This is a genomic window from Larkinella humicola (assembly GCF_008727875.1).
Classification (GTDB): domain Bacteria; phylum Bacteroidota; class Bacteroidia; order Cytophagales; family Spirosomataceae; genus Larkinella; species Larkinella humicola.
The window spans coordinates 217,845-238,556 of sequence record NZ_VTWS01000002.1; the positions used below are offsets into that span (position 1 = coordinate 217,845).

Consider the following 20,712-nt stretch of genomic DNA (forward strand, 5'->3'; position numbering starts at 1 on the left):
TTTTTTCGGATTGAAGTTTAAAGATAACAAAAATGCTAACGAACTATCTGAAAATTGCCGTTCGGAACTTGCTGAGAAACAAGTCGTTTTCGGCCATCAACATTCTGGGCCTTTCGGTCGGTTTGACGTGCTGCATGTTGTTACTACTTTACATCCGGAGCGAGTTATCGTTCGATCAGCACCACCAGCACGCGAAGCAATTGTATTTGATGTCGAGCGCCGTCAAATCGCCTGGATTAAATGAAGAATATCCCCGCCTTTCGGGGCCGATGGCAGCCGCGATTCAATCGGAATTTCCGGAGGTCGAAAAAGTCGCGCGGCTTTATGTCAACATCATGGATGACAAAACGTTGCTGCAGGTGCAGGAAACCGGCAAGCCGATGAAGTCATTTTACGAAACCCAGGGCTATCAGGTCGACTCGACGTTCTTTGATCTTTTTTCCTACGAATTCACGGAAGGCAGTTCTAAAAAGGCCCTGTTTCAGCCCAACTCGATTGTGTTATCCGAAGAGGTCGCCCATAAACTTTTCGGAAATACACCCGCCTTGAACAAAACCGTTCGGATCAGCGGTTCGACAGGCAACGGCGACAATTTCCGGGTGTCGGGCGTTTACCGCGATGAAAGTTCGCGTTCCCACATCGATGCCCGGTTTTTTGTACCGATGTATGTCGGCATGATCGGCAATTACCTTCGGCAGCCCAATCTGGATTATACCAATAACAACCTCTTTACTACTTACCTCCGGTTAAGACCGGATGCCGACGCACAGCAGTTGGAACAGAAAATACCGGCGTTTGTCGAAAAATACATGCGCAGTGAGCTGAAACGGTACGGTTACGATAAACGACTCTTCCTGATTCCCGTTCCGGAGCTTCATTTATACAGCCAGATTCAGGCTATTGTGACGCCGACCAACAGCACCACCTATCTGTACATCCTGGCATCGATTGCGGTTTTCACCCTGTTGATTGCCTGTATTAATTTCATGAATCTTTCAACGGCCCGGTCGGCCAAACGGGCGGCTGAAGTCGGTATTCGGAAGGTGATGGGCGCGGAACGGGGTTCACTAATCGGGCAGTTTCTGGGCGAGTCGATGATCCTGTCGTTGCTGGGGCTTGTCATTGCATTGGGGCTGATTGCCCTGCTTCTGCCGGTATTCAATCAACTGGCCGGCAAATCCTTGCAGGTGTCGGAATTGCTGGAACCGTCAATTGCTCTGTCTTTCATCGGGTTGACGCTGTTGACGGGCTTAATCGCGGGCAGTTACCCGGCGTTTTTCCTGTCGATGTTCAATCCGGCTCAGGTGCTGAAGGGCAAGTTTGTCAACAGCCTGTCGGCGGTGGCTTTGCGTCGCGGGCTGGTGGTTTTTCAGTTTGTGGTCGCCATCGGGCTGGTGCTGGCCACGTTCGTGATTCAGGAACAGATGCGGTTTTTGCGGAATCAGTCGCTGGGTTTTACGCAGGATCAGCAAATTGCCATTCCGTTGCGGAGCAGTGAGTCGCGCGGGATGTATACGGCGTTTCGGAATGAGATTTTACGGAATAACCAGGTGGTTTCGGCGGCCGGAACCCAGTATTATCCCGGCATTATGAACCCCACGGATTTTGGTTTGTATCGCCCGGATCAAACCGTCAATGAAATGCAGAATGTCAAAAACAGCGAGGTCGATTTTGAGTACCTTCAAACGATGGGTTTCAAACTGGTAGCCGGACGGTTGTTCTCGCGGCAATTTCCCGGCGATACTAATAACCGGCTCGTTGTCAATGAATCAACCCTGCGAAAGCTTCAGATTCCACTCCGCAAAGCCATTGGGCAAAAACTGAATTTTAATTGGCACGGGCAGACGTACCAGTACGAAGTGGTTGGTGTTCTGAAAGACTTTCACCACGAAAACCTGCATCAACCCATTGAGCCCTACGCTTTTATGCTGATGACCCGCCCGAATTTCAACTACATCATTGCGCACGTCAATTCAGACAACATGGAAACCGTGCTGGGTTTTCTGGAACGGAAATGGAAAGCCCTGCGCCCCGACGAGCCGTTCGAATATTCGTTTTTGAACGAAGATTTCCAGAAAAATTACCAGGCCGAAATCCGTACGTCGCGCATCGTGACTTATTTCACCGCCATTTCCATCCTGATTTCCTGCCTCGGGCTGTTCGGGTTAGCGGCTTTTGCGGCTCAGCAACGCACCAAGGAAATTGGCGTTCGGAAGGTGCTGGGCGCTTCGATATCCCACATCGTGCTGCTACTTTCCACCGATTTTTTAAAGCTGGTCGTCATCGCCATTCTGATTGCGTCACCGATGGCGTGGTGGGCCATGAATCGATGGCTGCAAAACTTTGCGTATAAGATCACAATTCCGTGGTGGATTTTCGTAGCCGCTGGCGGTTTGGCGTTACTGATCGCGTTCATCACCGTCAGTTTCCAGAGCATCAAAGCCGCGTTGATGAACCCGGTGAAATCACTGCGTTCGGAATGAAGAAGGAAGAGTTATGAGTGAAGAATTAACTCTTCATTCATAACTCGTAACTAAAGAAGGATATGCTGCGTAACTACTTCAAAATCGCCTGGCGGAACCTGTTGAAACACCCGACCACCACGAGCATTCACCTGATCGGCTTGACGCTCGGCCTGACGACCTGTCTGTTGATCCTGCTCTTTATTCAGAACGAATGGGGGTATGACCGACACCTCAAGCAGGGCGACCGGATCTACCGCGTGAACCTCATCCGTACAACGGGTGCCGAGGCCGAAAAGTCGGGAATTACCCCCTATCCGCTGGCGCCCGCGATTCGTACCGACTTCGCCGACTGGTCCAAAGTGACCCGCATTCACGCCGACCGCGACCTTTCCGTGCTGGTTTCGCCCCAGAAAATTCTGAAAGAAGACAACGTCGTTTTTGCGGAACCCGACTTCATCGATCTGTTTGATATTGAAATGGTCGAAGGAAACGGGAAGAATGTTCTCGCCGAACCCAATAAAGTCATCTTAACCCAGAAAACCGCTCAAAAGTATTTCGGCTCGGCTTCGGCCCTCGGAAAAACGCTGCGACTCAACAACGACCTGAAGGTGCAGGTGGCGGGTGTCATGCGGGATATGCCTTCCCAAACGAATTTTCCGGTAACGATGCTGGTGTCTTTCCTGTCGATGAAATCCTATTTTTCATTCGGCATCGACCAATGGGGACTTCGCTCCGGCGGGAGTGTGTTTGCGGTTTTGCCCGAGGGCCAATCGCCGGAGCAGTATGCCGCCCGGCTTCGACAGGCTGAGAAAAAATACTTTTCCAGCCGCGACGGCGAAACCAGCACCTTGGTTCTCCAGCCGCTCCACGACATCCATTTCAACCCCGACTACGAGGGCACCATCCTGACGGCTGCCATTTCGCCCACGTATCTCTACGTTTTCGGTGCCGTTGGTCTGTTTGTTTTGCTGATAGCCTGCGTGAATTTTATCAACATGTCGACGGCACGCGCCATGACGCGCGCCAAGGAAGTGGGCGTCCGGAAAGTGATTGGGGCCACGCAAAGCCAGTTGGTCTGGCAGTTTCTGAGCGAAGCCCTGTGGCTGACCGGTATTTCGGCTCTGCTGTCGTTGCTGCTGACCAACGCTTTATTACCGGTCGTCAACGATTTTTTGCAGAAACAGATTACCTCTGAGTGGCTTCAGACCAGCAGTATTCTGGCGGCTCTGGCGTTGTTCACGGCCTTGCTGGCGGGTCTGTATCCGGCGTTTTTCCTGGCCCGTTTCCGACCCATCCGCGCGTTGAAAACCGTACCCGAAGCTGGTGGTCTTCGCTCCGGACGCGTCTGGCTGCGGCAGGGACTGGTCGTTTTCCAGTTTTCCGTATCCCTCATTCTGGCGGTGGGCGTGCTGATCATTTACCGGCAGATGAACTATTTCCGGCAGAAAGACCTGGGTTTCAAACGGGATGCCATTGTTACGGTTGCCATCCCGGATTCGAAGAAAATGGCGGTATTGGGACACTCGCTGCGGCAAATTCCGGGGGTCGAGCACCTTTCGTTTGCGCTTGGAGCGCCGACATCACCCAACAATTTCGGTACCGACATGCGCCCCGACCCCGCCAATCCGACGAAGAAAATAAACATCTCGCTCAAACTGGCCGACGCCGATTACCTCAAGACGTACGGCTTAAAACTGGTCGCCGGACGGTTTCTCGAACACCGCGATACCGTGGCGATTTCGGGTGCTATACCGGAAGAAAAGCGCCGGTATGCTTTTGTGGTGAACGAAAATACCGTCAAGGCACTGGGCTATGCCAAACCTGAACAGATGCTGGGGCGTCGGATTCGGGTGGGTATCAACGATATTGAAGCCGAAGTGGTGGGCGTCGTGAAGGATTTTCACACCAGTTCGCTGCACAAACCGATTGAGCCAATGGTGCTGATGAACCTGCCGGAGTTCTACTTTTCCGTTGGACTCAACTTGCGGACGAGCAACTACACGGCCACGATGGCGGCCATTGAAACAGCCTGGAAAAGAATTTATCCGGAAAGCTTGTTTGATGCCAAATTCCTGGACGACAGCCTGCAGGAACTGTACGAAGACGAACAGCGGCAATTCTCGCTCCTCCGCGTTTTTGCCGGTATTGCCCTGGTAATCTGCTGTCTTGGGTTGTGGGGACTGGCCACGTTCACCATCGAACGGCGCACCAAAGAGATTGGCGTTCGGAAAGTGTTGGGGGCGTCCGTTACGGGAATTGTCGCTCTGATTTCCAAAGACTTTCTGAAACTGGTGCTGCTGGCGCTCGTCATTGCGACCCCGATTGCGTGGTATGCGATGGAAAGCTGGCTGAAAGAATTCAGTTACCGAATCGACGTGGAATGGTGGGTGTTTGCGCTGGTCGGCGCGGTTTCCATCCTGATCGCCTTTGCCACGGTTTCGTTTCAAAGCATCAAAGCCGCTTTGATGAACCCGGTTACCTCACTTCGTTCGGAATGAAGAGTTATGAGTGAAGAGTTATGACGGGGCCACCCGCACGGTTGGCTGACGCATATAACTCTTCACTCATAACTCATAACTAAAAAATGTATGCTACAAAATTACTTCAAAATCGCCTTTCGCAATCTGTGGAGAAACAAGGTTTTTTCCGGAATCAACGTATTTGGACTGGCCGTCGGGCTGGCGTCCTGCCTGTTGCTGTATCTGTACATTTCGCACGAATTAAGTTACGATTCCTTTCAGCAGAAAGCCGACCGGACAGTGCGGGTCGTGATGGAATACAGCATGGAAGGGCAGGTCAATAAAGTACCACAAACCGGAACGAAGGTGGCTCCGGAATTCGGGCGGCAGTTTCCCGAAGTAGAATCGGGTGTCCGGATGGAAAACCGGCAGGCCGTGGTCAGTTATGCCGACCGGAAATTCAGTGAGAAAAAAGTGGTCTACGCCGATTCAGCCTTGTTCCACATCTTCTCGTTTCGGTTGAAACAGGGAAATCCGAAAACCGCCCTGGCTGGCCCCAATCTGGTCGTCCTGTCGGAGTCGTCGGCCAAAAAGTATTTCGGCAGCGAAAACCCGATTGGGAAAACCGTGCGGATTAACGCCGGGGGTGGAGACAAAGACTATGCCGTCACGGGCGTGGTGGAAGATTGCCCGGACAATTCCCAAATCAAATACGACCTGCTGGCTTCGTTTACGACCCTCTCCGCGTCGAAAGAAGAACAGTGGTTTTCGGCCAACTATGCCACCTATTTGCTGCTGCGCAAACCGGAGTCGATTGCCACTTTACAGGCCAAAATTCCGGGTTTCATGAAAACGCAGTTCAGCAAGGAAGAGATGACGGGCGGGAATTACCTGACCTACCACCTCGAACCGCTGCAAAAGGTGCATCTTCACTCCGATGTCGAGGGTAATTTCGAACCCAACGGCGACCTGGTTTATCTCTACATTTTCGGCTCCGTGGCGGTGTTGATTCTGATCATTGCCTGCGTCAATTACATCAATCTGGCCACCTCGCGGGCCGTGGAGCGGGCGCAGGAAGTGGGCGTTCGGAAGGTGATGGGCGCGTTGCAGGGGCAATTGTTCGGGCAGTTCATTGGCGAGTCGGTGATCGTCACCTTTGCGGCCCTGGGGCTGGGCCTGTTGCTGGTTTACCTGGGTCTTCCGCTTTTCAACGACTTGTCCGACCGGGAATTTTCATTCGATGTTCTGATGGAATCCCGGAATCTGTTGCTGCTGTTGGGGATTGTGCTGCTGGTCAGTTTCATCGCGGGCGGTTATCCGGCCCTGGTACTGGCCCGCTATGAACCCGTTCATGTCCTGAAAGGGCATTTAAAAACCGCCGGAGCCGGACAATTCCGCCGGGCGCTGATCGTGTTTCAATTCGCCATCACCGCCTTTTTGATTGTCTGTACGATGCTGGTTCGCAACCAGTTGTCCTACATTCAGGACAAAAAACTGGGTTACAACAAAGATCATGTGCTGGTGTTGCCCGCCGACCGGCAGGTGAACGAAAAAATCCGGGCCTTAAAATCCGAATTCAAACGGAACGCCGATGTGCAGCAGGTGACCCGGGCCTATGAATCACCGGTGTACATCAACGGCGGCTACGGCATGCACCGAACCGGCACCCCGGATGACCAGTACAAATCGGTGACGGCCCTGCCCGCCGATGAGGATTTCGTCAAAACGATGGGCCTTCGGATTGTGGCGGGTCGCGACTGGACGCCAACCGATCTGGAGCAGGCAACCACGCCCGGCAGCGACAGCCTGCGTCATTTTCATTTCATTCTGAACGAAGCCGCCGTGAAAGAAATGGGCTGGAAGTCGCCCCAGGAAGCGGTTGGGCAGAAAATGGATATGGGCAACCAAAGACCAGGCATTGTCGGAGCGGTGGTGGAAGACTTTCACTTTGCTTCCATGAAACAGAAAATCAGTTCGCTGGTCATTTTTCCGGAAGCCAGTGGCAATGTCCTGCTGGTCAAATTGTCGGGAAGCCGGTTGCCCGCGACCCTTCAGTTTATGGAAGAAAAGTGGAAAGCAGTCGTCCCCTCCCGCCCGTTCGAATACGAGTTTATGGACGAAGAATTCAACAAACTCTATTCCGGCGAAACCCGTACGGGCCAGATTTTCAGCGTCTTTTCCTTTCTATCCATTTTGCTCGCGTGCTTAGGTTTGTTCGGTTTATCGGCCTATACAACCGCCCAACGGACCAAGGAGATCGGCATCCGGAAAGTGCTGGGTGCGTCGGTGCCCAATATTGTTTTGTTGCTTTCCAAAGATTTCTTGAAGCTGGTTCTGATCGCCATCGTGCTGGCTTCGCCCCTCGCGTGGTGGGCCATGAACCGGTGGTTGCAGGATTTCGCCTATAAAATCGACGTAGAGTGGTGGGTGTTTGTCATCGCCGGAGTCATTGCCGTTGCCATTGCATTTTTGACGGTTTCATTCCAAAGCATCAAAGCCGCTTTGATGAATCCGGTTACCTCACTGCGTTCGGAATGAAAAAGAGTAATGAGTTAAGAGTGATGAGTTAAGAGTTGGCTGACGCACGTGTTTTCAGCTTGCGTCAGCCAACTCTTAACTCATCGCTCTTAACTCTTAACTAAAAAAGCTTATGATCTGGAACTACTTCAAAATCGCCTGGCGGACGTTCTGGAAAAACCGCACCACCAGCCTGGTCAATGTGTTGGGGCTGGCCATGGGCCTGGTCGTGACCTTGCTGATCGTGCTCTATGTGGCCCATGAGTACAGCTACGACCGGTTTCACGCCAATGGACGCCGGATCGTGAAGGTGGAACTCCGGCACGAGGAGGGCGAGCGGTCGTATTCAGCCCCCACGATGTCATTCCGGTTTGGCGAAACGGTCAAAGCAGCCTGCCCTGGTGTTGACGACTTTGCCCGTTTGACGGAAAAAGGCTTTAACAGCAAACTGATTCAGAGCGATGCCGACCACAAAGCCTTTGAATCAGACTTCCGGTTTGCCGACCCCGGTTTTCTGCGGTTATTTTCTTTTCAACTCCTGAAAGGTGATCCCAAAACCGTGTTGACCCGCCCGGCGACGGTGGTGCTGACCGAGCGCATGGCCCGCAAGTATTTCGGTGATACGGACCCGCTGGGAAAAACGATCCTGTACGATAAAGCCCACCGGTTACAAGTAGTCGGTGTGGTAAAAAATCCGCCGTTTAACTCGTCCATCCAGTTTGATTTTCTGGGCGATATGACAACCCATCGCGCGATTGAACGGAACTGGCATGCCGGTTTTCTGGGCGAAAAGAAAGCCGACGAAATTCAGGAGAGCGTGGGAACCGGCGGAAGTTATGAAACGTATTTCCTGCTCAGCGCCCGGACGACCACGCACGACATTGAACAGAAAATACCATCGTTGCTGAGTAAAGAAGAAAGGATAAAAGATGGTAGAGACCGTTACCGGCTCTATCCGCTTTTCGACTATCATTTTCGCTTCCAGAACCTAACCTACAAACGGGTCGGTATCTTTTCAGTGGTCGGTGGGCTCATTCTGCTGCTGGCACTCATCAATTACGTGAGTCTGACCACGGCCCGTTCCGTGATCCGCGCGAAGGAAATTGGCGTTCGGAAGGTGGTGGGAGCCGCCCGCAAAGCACTCGTCGTTCAGTTTTACCTGGAATCAGCGCTGTATGTAACCCTCGCGTTCTGTTTTGCCATGCTGATTTTCACCGTATTGCAACCGGTTTTCTGCAATACACTCCAAATCACCATCGATCCTAACTTTCTGACAAGCCCCTTCTTCCTGATTCCAACGGCTGGTTTTTTCATCCTGAGCATTCTGCTTTCGGGAAGTTATCCGGCTTTGCTGCTTTCCGGTTTTTCACCAATTCAGTCGTTAAAAGGCAAATTCAGCGCAGCGGGTAGTGCGCTCTGGATTCGGAAAGGGCTGACGGTTTTTCAGTTTACGGTTTCCATTGCGCTGATGATCGGTTCCATTCTGATTAAAAATCAGTTGGATTTGTTCCTACAGAAAGACCTCGGCATTGATCGCGATCGGGTGGTGACGGTACATCTGGACCCGGAAGACGGTCTGGATAAATACAGCAAAGCCATTCGGGCCGAGATCAATCAGTTGAAAGGCGTTGAATCGGTGGCGGCTTCAACCCTGCTGATGTATGGCCCCTATTCGAGTAGCTGGCAGCTGAAACGAATGGATGGCAAAAAAGAAGTGATCGCTACCACGTATACGGTAGATGCCGAATTTATCGAAACCATGAACATCAAGTGGGCCATCGCTCCCCGAAAAGGGCTTAATTGGACGACCAGCAACCAGATCGTCCTCAATGAAAGTGCAGCGAAACAACTGGGAGTTAACCAAAAAAACTACGAACAAAGCCTTGATTTAGGGCGGGGAATGACAAAAACCGTAGTGGGCGTTGTGAAGGATTTTAATTTCATGACGATGGCTTATGGCATTGCACCCATGGCTTTGTTTGTCGGGAGTGATACGACTTTCCGGGATTATTTGTACATAAAGCTGGCAAAAGGGGCACCCACTTCGGAAACGCTGGCATCCATTCAGCAGGTGTATGATCGCTATAAAACCGCCAAACCGTTTGCGTATGCGTTTCTGGATCACACCTACCGCCAACTGTACGTCAATGAGCTGAGTATGGGCAAAATCATTCTGGCTCTCACCGGCTTTGCCATCCTGATTGCCTGCCTCGGTCTGTTTGGGCTGGCGGCTTTTACAGCGGAACAACGGACCAAGGAAATTGGCGTTCGGAAGGTATTAGGAGCCAGTGTTACCAACATTGTCCGGTTGCTTTCTGTGGATTTTCTGAAACTGGTTCTGATTTCCATCGGAATAGCCACGCCCATTGCGGGCTATGTGATGAAAAACTGGTTGCAGGATTTTGCGTACAAAGTGGAATTGTCGTGGTGGGTTTTCGCGCTGGCGGGGTCGCTGGCGGTTATCATTGCGTTCTTAACGGTTTCGTTCCAAAGTGTTAAAGCGGCTTTGATGAATCCGGTTACCTCACTGCGTTCGGAATGATGAGTTAAGAGTGATGAGTTAGAACCTGGCGGCATCGGCCGTCCGTAGGGTTGGCTGACCCTTTTTTAACTCATCACTCCTAACTTTTAACTAAAAAAACTTATGATCCGGAACTACTTCAAAATCGCCCTTCGCCAGTTGCGATACAACCCGCTGTTCAGTTTCCTGAACATCCTCGGCTTAACCGTCGGACTGGCCGTCAGCACCTTCATTGCCCTGTATGTCTGGCACGAATTCCATTACGACCGCCATCATCCGTTTGCCGACCAGACCTACCGTCTGCTGTCCGTTGCCAACTACGGAGGTGATGATTTTATGATGGCCGGTTTGCACGAGTCGTTCGCTACGGCCATCAAACGGCAGATTCCGGAAGCGGAAGAAGTAGTGCGATTATCGGAAGGGCTTGGCGATATTGTGTTGCAATCGGACGAAAACCACCGGTTTAAAGAAGAAAAAATCGGAATTGCCGATAGCCCGGCCCTGTCGGTTCTGGGACTTCGCCTGCTCAGCGGAAATCCGAAAACGGCGCTCAGTGAACCGGGCCGCATCGTGCTGACCCGCGCCATGGCCGAAAAGTATTTCGGAAACCAGTATCCCATCGGTCGCCCGTTGGTCTACGACAAACATTACACGCTCACGGTTTCAGGCGTGCTGGACGACCTGCCGACCAACTCGGTTATCCAATTCAACGCACTGGTTTCCCTCAGTTCGATGCCAACGCTGGGAGCTACGGCACAAAACGTCTATAAATCAGCCGGTTTTTTAACCCATTACCTGGTGCTTCGTCCGGGAGCCCAGGTAGCCCAGGTTGAAGCCAAGCTCAAAAAAGTAAAAGCCGGGATTCAATTCGTGGATATGACGGCCAACTACATTCTCGAAGCGATGCCTGCGCTGCACCTCGACAGCCGAATGGCGCCCAAAACCGGGCGACAGTCGCTCTACATTCTCCTGACCGTCGCCCTCGTCATTCTGGCGTTGGCAGTCATCAATTACGTGAGCCTGACCACCGCCCGCGCCACCAAACGCGCCCGGGAGGTGGGCGTTCGGAAGGCCGTCGGCGGACAACGCGGAGAACTGATCGGCCAGTTTTTCACGGAATCGTTCCTGACCACCACGTTGGCGTTTGCGCTGTCGCTGGGCATTTTGCAGGCGCTGTTTCCGTGGGCCAATCAGGCGCTGGATCTGCACATGGACAACCGGGTGTTGCAACAGGGACCCTACTGGATTCTGCTGCTGACCCTGTGGCTGGGCTGTTCGCTGCTGGCGGGTAGCTATCCGGCCTTGTTGTTATCCCGGTTTCGGCCGCAGGAGGTTTTGAAAGGTACGATGAGTTCGGGGCGGAGCGGGGCCACGGTTCGGCGGGTGTTCACCACCGTGCAGTTTGCCACCTCGATTGGCCTGCTGATTTGCAGCATCGTGTTGAATACCCAGATGCGGTTTTTACGCACCAAAAACCTGGGCATCAACCGGTCGCAGGTCGTAGCGATGAAAATCGATGCTGAAATGGCTACACAATTTCCGGCCCTTCGCGACGCCGTTCGGCAATGGGCGGGTCCCGAAAACGTGGCGGTTTCCAACACGGCTTTGTTTACCAACAACATTTCTACCTGGTTTATGAAGACGGAAAAAACCAAAAAACAGATGATGGTGAATGTTCTGTCGGTGGACAAAACGTTCTTCAAAATGATGGGCATTCGCTGGTTGTACACGCCCGTCGGCTGGGAACAAAAGCCGGTGACAAACGAACTGACGGTTTTCAACCAGACGCTGATGAAAGAAGCCGGGATCAAGGGCAATCCGCAGCAACAGGCCCCGCCGTTTAAAGGGTCGAAAACCGCCGGTGTGGTCGCCGATTTCCACGTACGAAGCCTGCACGGGCCGGTGTCGCCCATGCAACTGAGTGTCGTCAGTGATTCAGCCCGGGCTCTGGTTGCCAACGGCGGTTTTCTGCTGGTCCGACTGAATGCCCACTCGGACGTGGCAAAATCACTGGAAAAACTGAAAGCGCTTTACGACAGCAGCAAGCCCGTCGTGCCCTTCGATTATTATTTTCTCGACGACGCCTACGACAAACTCTACGCCAAAGAACAGCAACTGATGCGGTTGTTCAACGGATTTACGGGCCTGACGTTGCTGGTGGCCAGTCTGGGCTTGCTCGGCCTGATCACGTTCTCGGTGGAGGCTCGTACCAAGGAAATCGGCATCCGGAAAGTGCTGGGCGCGTCGGTTTCCGGTATTGTCACGCTGCTGTCGAAAGACTTCCTGAAACTGGTGCTGCTGTCGATGCTCATTGCATCGCCCGTTGCCTGGTATGCGATGGACAAATGGTTGCAGGATTTTGAATACAAAGTGGACATTCAATGGTGGATGTTCGCGCTGGCGGGTGGTTCGGCCCTGGTCATTGCCGGTCTGACGGTCAGTTTTCAAAGCATCAAAGCCGCGTTGATGAACCCGGCCTCCTCACTTCGTTCGGAATAACAAAGAGTTAAGAGTGAAGAGTTAAGAGTTAAGAGTTGGCTGACGCACGTGTTTTCAGCATGCGTCAGCCAACTCTTAATTCTAAACTCTTAATTCCTAACTCATAACTCTTCACTAAAAATGCTACGCAACTACTTTAAAATCGCCTGGCGGACGTTGTGGAAAAACCGCTCCTACAGCCTGATCAACGTGCTCGGTTTGTCGTTGGGAATCACCTGCTGTCTCGTCATTTACGTGTTCATCCGGTATGAACTGAGCTTCGATCATTTCCATTCAAACGCCGATCGAACGTACCGGATCGTGGAACACAACCGGAAAGCCGACGGAGTTCAATACTGGTCGAGCACCGCCTACCCGCTGGCCGAAGCCATTCGCCGGGAGATTCCAGGGGTGGGCGTGACGCAAACCGCCGGCCCTGATTCGCGCATCATCAGTTCGACGGATGGAAACGGTACGGTATCCCGGTTTGATGAAAAACGGGTGCTGTTTGCCGACGCGGAATACCTGAAAACGTTCGATTTTAAAGCGATTGCGCCGGACGGAATCTGGCTGGCGGGGAATGCAATGACGGCCTTTCAGCAACCGAATGCCGTGGTACTGACCCAGAAAATGGCCGAACGGTATTTTGCCGGAACCGCGCTTCCCTATGAAAGGTTGCTTGGAAAAACGCTGACCATCAACAATTCGGACCCGCTAGTGGTGTCTGGAATCATTCAAAACCCACCCCGGAACACCAATCTGCTGTTCGATATCCTGATCAATTACCAATTCTACAAAGCCAATAACCCGTATTATGCAACGAACTGGTCGGGCAACTACCAGGGTACCACCTACGTCACGCTGCCCGTTGGTGCTGATCCGCAGGCGTTTGAGCGCAAGTTGGTGGCCTTGCAGAAGAAATACATGAACGCCGAAGACCTCCGACGAAAAACCTACGTGCTGCAGCCACTGGCCGATGTGCACACCGAAACGCGCTATGGCGACAATATTGGCAGTTACGTCCTTAGCCGCACGGTGTTGGCCGGGCTGGCAAGTCTGGCGGTTTTTCTGATTCTGATCGGCGCGTTTAATTTCATCAACCTCAGCGTTGCGCAGGCCATTCAACGGCGGAAGGAAGTGGGGGTTCGGAAAGTAGTGGGCAGCTCGCAGCAGCAATTATTTTTTCAGTTTATCGGTGAAAGTCTGGTGATCACGGTGGTTGCGGGAATCCTGTCGCTGGGCGTCCTGAACGGATTGCTGGCGGTAATCAACCAATCCATGACCCTCATCGAACTCGACCTGCACGCCGATTACACGGTCCGGTGGTTCGGAGCGGGTCTGGTGGTGGTTGTGGCGGTTTTAGCAGGCTCCTATCCGGCGATTGTGTTGTCAAGGTTCCAGCCCATCAAAGCCCTGAAAAATACGTTTTCGGCACCTCAGAAAGGGTTTTCGCTGCGACAGGGACTGATTGTTCTCCAGTTTTGCATTACCTACGGATTGCTGGTTGGCACGCTGGTGGTTTCGCGGCAGATGGCATTTTTCCAGCAAAAAGAATTGGGTTTTACGAAGGACGCGGTGATGACGATCAATAGTCCGCGCAACCAGCAGGACAGCAAGCTGGCCGTATTTCGGGAGCATTTACGGCAAAATCCGGCCGTCAAAAACGTGAGCTTTTCGTCGGGTGCTCCCCTGACCGAAAACCACTACGGAACGGATTTCCGCCTGAAATCGGAGTCGGAGCAAATGAAACGACAATCTGAACTGAAGGTGGTGGACCTGGACTATTCATCACTTTTTGGCCTCCAGTTGGTCAGCGGCCGTTGGTTCACAACCTCGAATATCGTTCCCAATGGTCAACCTTTTAACGGTTTTGTCGTCAACGAAACGCTGGTGAAAATGCTGGGACTCACACCCGAAACCGCTATTGGTCAAACCGTTGTCATCAACGAAGGCGAAGCCCCGATTCTGGGTGTAGTGAAGAACTTTCACAACCGGTCGTTGCAAAATGCGATCGAACCCTGTGTCATGACATGCTGGAACAGCGGATTTTACGGACAGATTCACCTGCAACTCACCCCGCACACCGGCAATGAACCGAACTTGCGCCAAGCCCTGCAGGCGATTGAACAGATCTGGAAGCAGATTTTTCCGGACGATGTGTATCGGTATACCTTCCTCGACGAAGACCTGGCCCGGAATTACCTGATCGAGCAACTGGTTTTCGATGCCTTCCGAATCTTTGCCGCCATCTCCATTTTCATTTCCTGCCTGGGTCTGTTCGGCCTCATTACGTTTGCAGCCAACCAGCGGACGAAAGAAATTGGCGTTCGCAAGGTGCTGGGCGCGTCGGTGGGCAGCATCGTCGGGTTGTTATCGAAAGATTTTCTGAAACTGATTTTCGTCTCTATTCTGATTGCGACGCCCATCGCCTGGTACGGCATGAACCAGTGGCTACAGGATTTTGCCTACAAAATCGATGTGGAATGGTGGATGTTCGCCCTCGCCGGTTTTGCCGCCGTCGTCATTGCCTTCGCCACGGTTTCATTTCAAAGCATCAAAGCCGCGTTGATGAATCCGGTGAAAAGTTTACGGTCGGAATAAAAACCCGAGGCTAATCATTCCGACGGTCGGTCCTACAAAATGGTCCATCCCTACGGGATTCATCCCCGGATAAGCGCGCGATTTCTACAAAATGGGCTGTCTCAATGGGACAGATGTCGTAACCAGTTTCCCGCATGAAAAACCAAAAACAATCCCGTAGGGATAATCCATTTTGTAGAAACCGTATCGCGCGAAAAACCAAAAACAATCCCGTAGGGATGGCTCATTTAGCGATTTCTACCAGATAGCCCCTTCTGCCGGGATTGTTCCTGGAACGCCCCTGTAACCACTCCTCTGTCACGCCCCCACCGTCTGGCGATAAACCGTGGGCGTTACGCCTTCCAGCATTTTGAACAGGCGGGAAAAATAATGCAGGTTGTTGAATCCCACTTGATAACACACCTCGGTGACCGTAGCCGTCGGATTGGCCAGCAGCCGTTTGGCCAATCCGATCCGTTCGCGGATGATAAACTCCACCGGCGATAGCCCAAAAGCTTCCTTGAAGGTTCGGAAAAAACCGGATTTGCTCATGCAGGCTTTTTGACACAGGACCTCGATGCTGATTTTCGCAGTCAGGTTTTCGCGGATATACTCGACCACGGCGGCAAACCGGTTGTTCGTCGCCAGCCCGTCTTCAATCAGCGCCATGTTCTGCGTCTGAATCACCCGGATCAGCAGGGATTTGAGCGTCAGGTCAGCCAGGGCGTCTTTGGCCAAATCGTCTTCCATGCTGATGTTGATCAGCTTGTTCATGACGTTGGCCAGTTCCCGGTTGTTGTAAAAGTGATACTGACTAAAATTCAGCTTCCACTCCCCTACCTTATCTTTCCGGGGATAATTTTCGTTCAGAAAATCCAGCATTTGCGTCACTACGTTCCAGTCGAGGGCAATGGTGGCGCATTGTACCGGGTGTTTTTCGTCGGCTTCCGGAAAATCCACTTTCATCGAAATGCCTTCCGGTAAAATGACGGTTTCGCCGGGCAGAAAATCAAAACCGGGTTTCTGGGATAAATGCATCACTTTTTTCCCGCGCAACATGCTGGTAATAACCAGTCCGTTGTACGACAACACCACATCGGAACAAGAGTGGTAGGTTTCGAAAATATTTAATTCGCAGTGATTCAGGGTAAAAACCCGGCGGTGTTCGACCAGCGAATCCAGCTCTCGGGTGTCCGACAAATTGATGGTCTGTAAGGGAAATCCGTTGTTCATCGTGTTTCAGGGTATGCCCTATAAATGTTTTTTGATAAGAAAATTTGCTGATCACTACGATAGGATTGGATAATAGTAGTATTTGTTGGTATTATCGTGTAACTAGAAGCTTTTCTGAATGCCTAGTTTTGCTCAGGTTCACCGAAGGAACCAACAGATTGATCACTTTATCCAAAAGAACGAAATCATGAGCACAACTGGCATCACATTAGAACAGGCAGAGGTTGCGGTAAAAGCCGCTAAAGCCAAAGCCGCAGAATTAGGAACCGTCATGAACATCACCGTCGTCGACGCAGGGGCCAACCTGACGGCTTTTGCCCGCATGGATGGCGCCTAGCTGGGATCGGTCGATATTTCGCAGAAGAAGGCGAAAACCGCCCGCTTTTTTGATATGAACACGGGTGAACTCGGAAAGTTATCACAACCGGGTGGCTCGTTGTTTAATATTGAACACGCGAACGGCGGACTGATTACCTTTCCGGGCGGTATTCCGATCAAGAATGCCGACGGCGACGTGATTGGGGCCATCGGCGTATCCGGCAGCACTGTCGAAAACGACCATGCCGTCGCCAAAGCGGGAGCCGAAGCGGTTCATTAATAATACTTTATTTGAATTTCTAAACCCTCTAAACCCTAGAAGTATGTGTCAAAACCACGGTGTTGCGTACATTAAACCCGGTGTGGTGGAAGTACAGTCCATTGAATACCCCAAACTGGCGATCGGCGATCGAATGTGCCACCACGGCGTCATCCTGCAAATCGTTTCAACCAACATCTGCGGCAGCGACCAGCACATGGTGCGGGGCCGGACCACTGCCCCGGCAGGCCTGGTACTGGGTCACGAGATCACAGGCCTGGTCATCGAAGCCGGGCGCGATGTGGAGTTTGTCAAAGTCGGGGACCTGGTGTCGGTTCCGTTCAACATTGCCTGCGGACGCTGCCGGAATTGCAAAGTGGGCCAAACCGGAATCTGTCTGAATGTCAATCCCGCCCGGCCCGGCGCAGCCTACGGCTACGTCGACATGGGCGGCTGGGTTGGCGGTCAGGCCGAATATGTGATGGTTCCTTATGCCGATTTTAACCTGCTGAAATTTCCGGACAAAGACCAGGCAATGGCGAAAATCCGGGATCTGACGCTGCTGTCGGACATTTTTCCGACGGGCTACCACGGTGCCGTGACGGCGGGTGTGGGGCCGGGTTCCATTGTGTACGTGGCTGGAGCCGGGCCGGTTGGGCTGGCTTGTGCGGCTTCGTGCCATTTGCTGGGAGCCGCCGTCGTCATTGTCGGCGACATGATTCCCGAACGACTGGAGCAGGCCAAAAGCTTTGGTTGCGAAATTGTCGATTTGCGGAAAGACACGCCACTGGCCGATCAGATTGCCGCTATTATTGGCGTTCCGGAGGTCGATTGTGCCGTCGATTGCGTCGGTTTCGAAGCCCGGGGCCACGGTTCGGATGCCGGTGTTGAACGGCCAGCCACGGTTTTGAATGCTATCATGAGCGTTACCCGGGCCGGGGGCGCGCTGGGCATTCCGGGACTGTACGTAACGGGCGATCCGGGAGCCGCCGACGATGCCGCCAAGGAAGGAAGCCTGAGCATCCGGATTGGTTTAGGCTGGGCTAAGTCGCATTCGTTCTATACGGGTCAGTGCCCGGTGATGAAATACCACCGGCAATTGATGAACGCCATTCTGTACGACAAAATCCAGATTGCCAAAGCCGTGAATGTGGAAGTGATCAGCCTGGATAAAGCGCCGAAAGGCTACCAGGATTTTGACAAAGGAGCGGCCAAGAAATTCGTCATCGATCCACACGGCATGATTCCGAATTAAGAGCCTATCGGTTCGCAACTACCGCCCCATCCAACCTGTCCGTAAATGTACGCACCGCGTCCGTTTACGGACATTTTATTTTATTTTCATTCCCTATAAAATTGATTATCAGATTGTTAAAATTCTGGTATGTCATTTGGTCGTGCTAGGTCGGTACCTGCCTTATTTCCTTTGATCCGGCCGATTATGTTACGAAACTACTTCAAGATCGCCCTCCGAAACCTGGCTAAAAACAAGGTTTTTTCGTTTATTAACATCCTGGGTCTGGCGGTAGGAATGGCTGTGGCCATGATGATCGGGCTGTGGATTTACGACGAAGTATCATTCAACGCCTACCACCGGAATTACGACCGGCTGGCGCAGGTCTACATCAACCAGACCTTCAATGGCACCACCGGCACCAGCCGGGCGATTTCGTTGCCGTCAATGGCTGAAATCAAAAACAAATACGCGTCTAATTTCGAAGCGGTATCGCTCGGATCCTGGAGTTACGGACACCTGCTGGTGCACGGCGAAAAGAAGATCAACAAAGATGGCATGTTCGTGGAGCCGGTTTTTCCGCAGATGCTTTCGCTGACAATGCTGAAAGGTACGGCGGCCAACGCCCTGAAAGACCCCCGCTCGATCCTGCTTTCGGAGTCGATTGCCAAAGCCCTGTTCGGTGATGCCAATCCGATGAACAAAATCATTAAAATCGACTCCCAGAATAACGTCAGGGTAACGGGCGTTTTTGAAGACCTGCCCTTCAATTCGGACTTCTACCGCGTGCAATTCTATTTGCCCTGGAGCGACTATGTGGCCGATCAGTCCTGGGTAAAAGAATCCCAACAGCAATGGAGCAACCACTCGTTTCAATGTTTTGCCCAAATTGCCAACCACACCACGATGGAAGGCGTGTCGGCAAAAATCCGCGATGTGGAAAAAAAGCATACGTCAGCCCGCGAAAACCCGGAGCACTTTTTGCACCCGATGAGCCGCTGGCATTTGTACTCTGACTTCAAGAATGGGAAAAATACCGGTGGCGGCATTCAGTTCGTGTGGCTGTTCAGCATCATCGGCGCCTTCGTTTTGCTGCTGGCGTGCATCAATTTCATGAACCTGAGCACCGCCCGCTCCGAAAAACGGGCCAAGGAAGTCGGGATTCGCAAAGCCGTGGGTTCGCAACGGCGGCAACTGATCACCCAGTTCATCAGTGAGTCGATGCTGGTCGTTTTCTTCGCGCTATTCCTGGCCATCGTTCTGGTGTTGCTTTCGATACCTGCCTTTAACGAACTGGCGGGAAAGAAGGTGAGTCTACCGTATCAGAATCCGGCTTTCTGGGGACTTCTCCTTTCATTTTCGTTGATAACCGGTTTGCTGTCAGGCAGCTATCCTGCCTTTTATTTATCCTCTTTCAACCCGCTGAAGGTATTGAAAGGCACGTTTAAAGTAGGCCGATGGGCCACGCTGCCCCGCAAAGTTCTGGTGGTCATTCAGTTTACGGTTTCCATAACGCTCATCATCGGAACGCTCATGGTTTTCCGGCAAATCCAGCACGCTAAAAATCGTCCGGTGGGATACAACCGCGAGGGCTTGTTGCAGATTTACATCAGCAGTACCCTCCGCGATAAATATGATCCACTACGGAATGATCTGCTAAAATCGGGAGCGGTTTTTGAAGTGAGCAAATCATCGAGTCCCACCACCTACATCAGTTCCAACCAGATTGGCTTTGAATGGGAAGGCAAAGATCCTCAGGCAATTCCGTTATTTGGTGTGGTGGCCTGCTCGCACGACTTCGGAAAAACTATTGGCTGGCAAATCAAGGAAGGACGTGACTTTTCCCGGAAGTACTCCACCGATTCCAGCGCTTTTGTCCTGAACGAAGCGGCTGTCAAACTGACGGGATTAAAGGACATCGTGGGCAAAATCATTCGCTACAACGGCAAATCGTGCCAGGTGGTGGGTGTCGTGAAAGATATGGTGATGGAATCGCCATACACGCCCATCAAGCCGACCATTTTTATGATTAATTACGATTGGGCCAGTGTTTTCAATGTCAAGTTGATGCCCAACGCACCGGTAGAAACGGCCGTCAAAAAAGTGGAAGCGGTTTTTAAAAAATACGACCCCGACACTCCGTTTAGTTTTCAGTTTGCTGACGAGGAATACAACGCCAAATTCAGGGCCGAAGAGCGCGTCGGAAAGCTGGCCCGGATTTTTGCGACGCTGGCCATATTCATCAGTTGCCTGGGGCTTTTTGGCCTGGCGTCCTTTGTTGCCGAACAGCGCATCAAAGAAATCGGCGTGCGCAAAGTGCTGGGAGCATCAGTATTCAGTTTGTGGAGTCTGCTTTCCAAAGACTTCGTGCGGCTGGTGCTCATTTCCTTTTTAATCGCCATTCCAATTGCCTATTATTTTCTGAGTGACTGGTTGTTGCAATACGAATACCGAACCACCATTTCGTGGTGGGTTTTTGGTCTATCCGGTCTGGGAGCAGCCATCATTACCATCGTAACCGTCAGTTTTCAAGCCATCAAAGCCGCTTTGATGAACCCGGTTAAGTCACTTCGTTCCGAATAAGGAGTTAAGAGTTAAAAGTTTTGAATTGCCAGAGGCATTAACTCTTAACTCATAGCTCTTAACTC

Annotated in this window: 9 protein-coding genes and 1 pseudogene; 9 read left to right on the top strand and 1 reads right to left on the bottom strand. The window is 52.1% G+C overall.

The features are described from left to right. Nucleotides 1-32 precede the first annotated feature (32 nt). From F0P93_RS08970 to F0P93_RS08995, 6 genes are all read left to right on the top strand, one after another. The gene (locus tag F0P93_RS08970; protein ID WP_150876043.1) at nucleotides 33-2,483 is read left to right on the top strand and encodes an ABC transporter permease; all 2,451 of its coding nucleotides are present in this window, start codon (nucleotides 33-35) and stop codon (nucleotides 2,481-2,483) included. A 62-nt stretch (nucleotides 2,484-2,545) separates the two neighbouring features. Then, nucleotides 2,546-4,963, top strand: coding sequence for an ABC transporter permease (locus tag F0P93_RS08975; RefSeq protein WP_150876044.1), 2,418 nt, complete (start codon nucleotides 2,546-2,548; stop codon nucleotides 4,961-4,963). A 90-nt stretch (nucleotides 4,964-5,053) separates the two neighbouring features. Beyond that, nucleotides 5,054-7,462, top strand: coding sequence for an ABC transporter permease (locus tag F0P93_RS08980; RefSeq protein ID WP_150876045.1), 2,409 nt, complete (start codon nucleotides 5,054-5,056; stop codon nucleotides 7,460-7,462). Between the two features lie 112 nt (nucleotides 7,463-7,574). After that, on the top strand, nucleotides 7,575-9,983 hold the full coding sequence (locus tag F0P93_RS08985) for an ABC transporter permease (RefSeq protein WP_150876046.1): 2,409 nt from the start codon (nucleotides 7,575-7,577) through the stop codon (nucleotides 9,981-9,983). A gap of 102 nt (nucleotides 9,984-10,085) precedes the next feature. Continuing rightward, nucleotides 10,086-12,461 (top strand): ABC transporter permease, encoded by a 2,376-nt coding sequence (locus tag F0P93_RS08990; RefSeq protein WP_150876047.1) that lies wholly within the window; start codon nucleotides 10,086-10,088, stop codon nucleotides 12,459-12,461. A 120-nt stretch (nucleotides 12,462-12,581) separates the two neighbouring features. Then, nucleotides 12,582-15,041 carry an ABC transporter permease gene (locus tag F0P93_RS08995; RefSeq protein WP_150876048.1) on the top strand — a complete coding sequence of 820 codons (2,460 nt, stop codon included), beginning with the start codon at nucleotides 12,582-12,584 and terminating at the stop codon, nucleotides 15,039-15,041. Between the two features lie 297 nt (nucleotides 15,042-15,338). On the opposite strand, the gene F0P93_RS09000 is transcribed toward F0P93_RS08995, so the two are convergent. Then, nucleotides 15,339-16,253: an AraC family transcriptional regulator gene (locus tag F0P93_RS09000; RefSeq protein ID WP_150876049.1), complete on the bottom strand. Its 915-nt coding sequence runs from the start codon at nucleotides 16,251-16,253 to the stop codon at nucleotides 15,339-15,341. A gap of 187 nt (nucleotides 16,254-16,440) precedes the next feature. On the opposite strand from F0P93_RS09000, the pseudogene F0P93_RS09005 reads away from it, so the two are divergent. From F0P93_RS09005 to F0P93_RS09015, 3 genes and pseudogenes are all read left to right on the top strand, one after another. Beyond that, nucleotides 16,441-16,851 (top strand): annotated as a pseudogene (locus F0P93_RS09005) (GlcG/HbpS family heme-binding protein). Between the two features lie 43 nt (nucleotides 16,852-16,894). Further along, complete coding sequence (fdhA, locus tag F0P93_RS09010; protein WP_150876050.1) at nucleotides 16,895-18,085, top strand: formaldehyde dehydrogenase, glutathione-independent; 1,191 nt, start codon at nucleotides 16,895-16,897, stop codon at nucleotides 18,083-18,085. Between the two features lie 186 nt (nucleotides 18,086-18,271). Next, the gene (locus F0P93_RS09015; RefSeq protein WP_150876051.1) at nucleotides 18,272-20,647 is read left to right on the top strand and encodes an ABC transporter permease; all 2,376 of its coding nucleotides are present in this window, start codon (nucleotides 18,272-18,274) and stop codon (nucleotides 20,645-20,647) included. Nucleotides 20,648-20,712 lie beyond the last annotated feature (65 nt).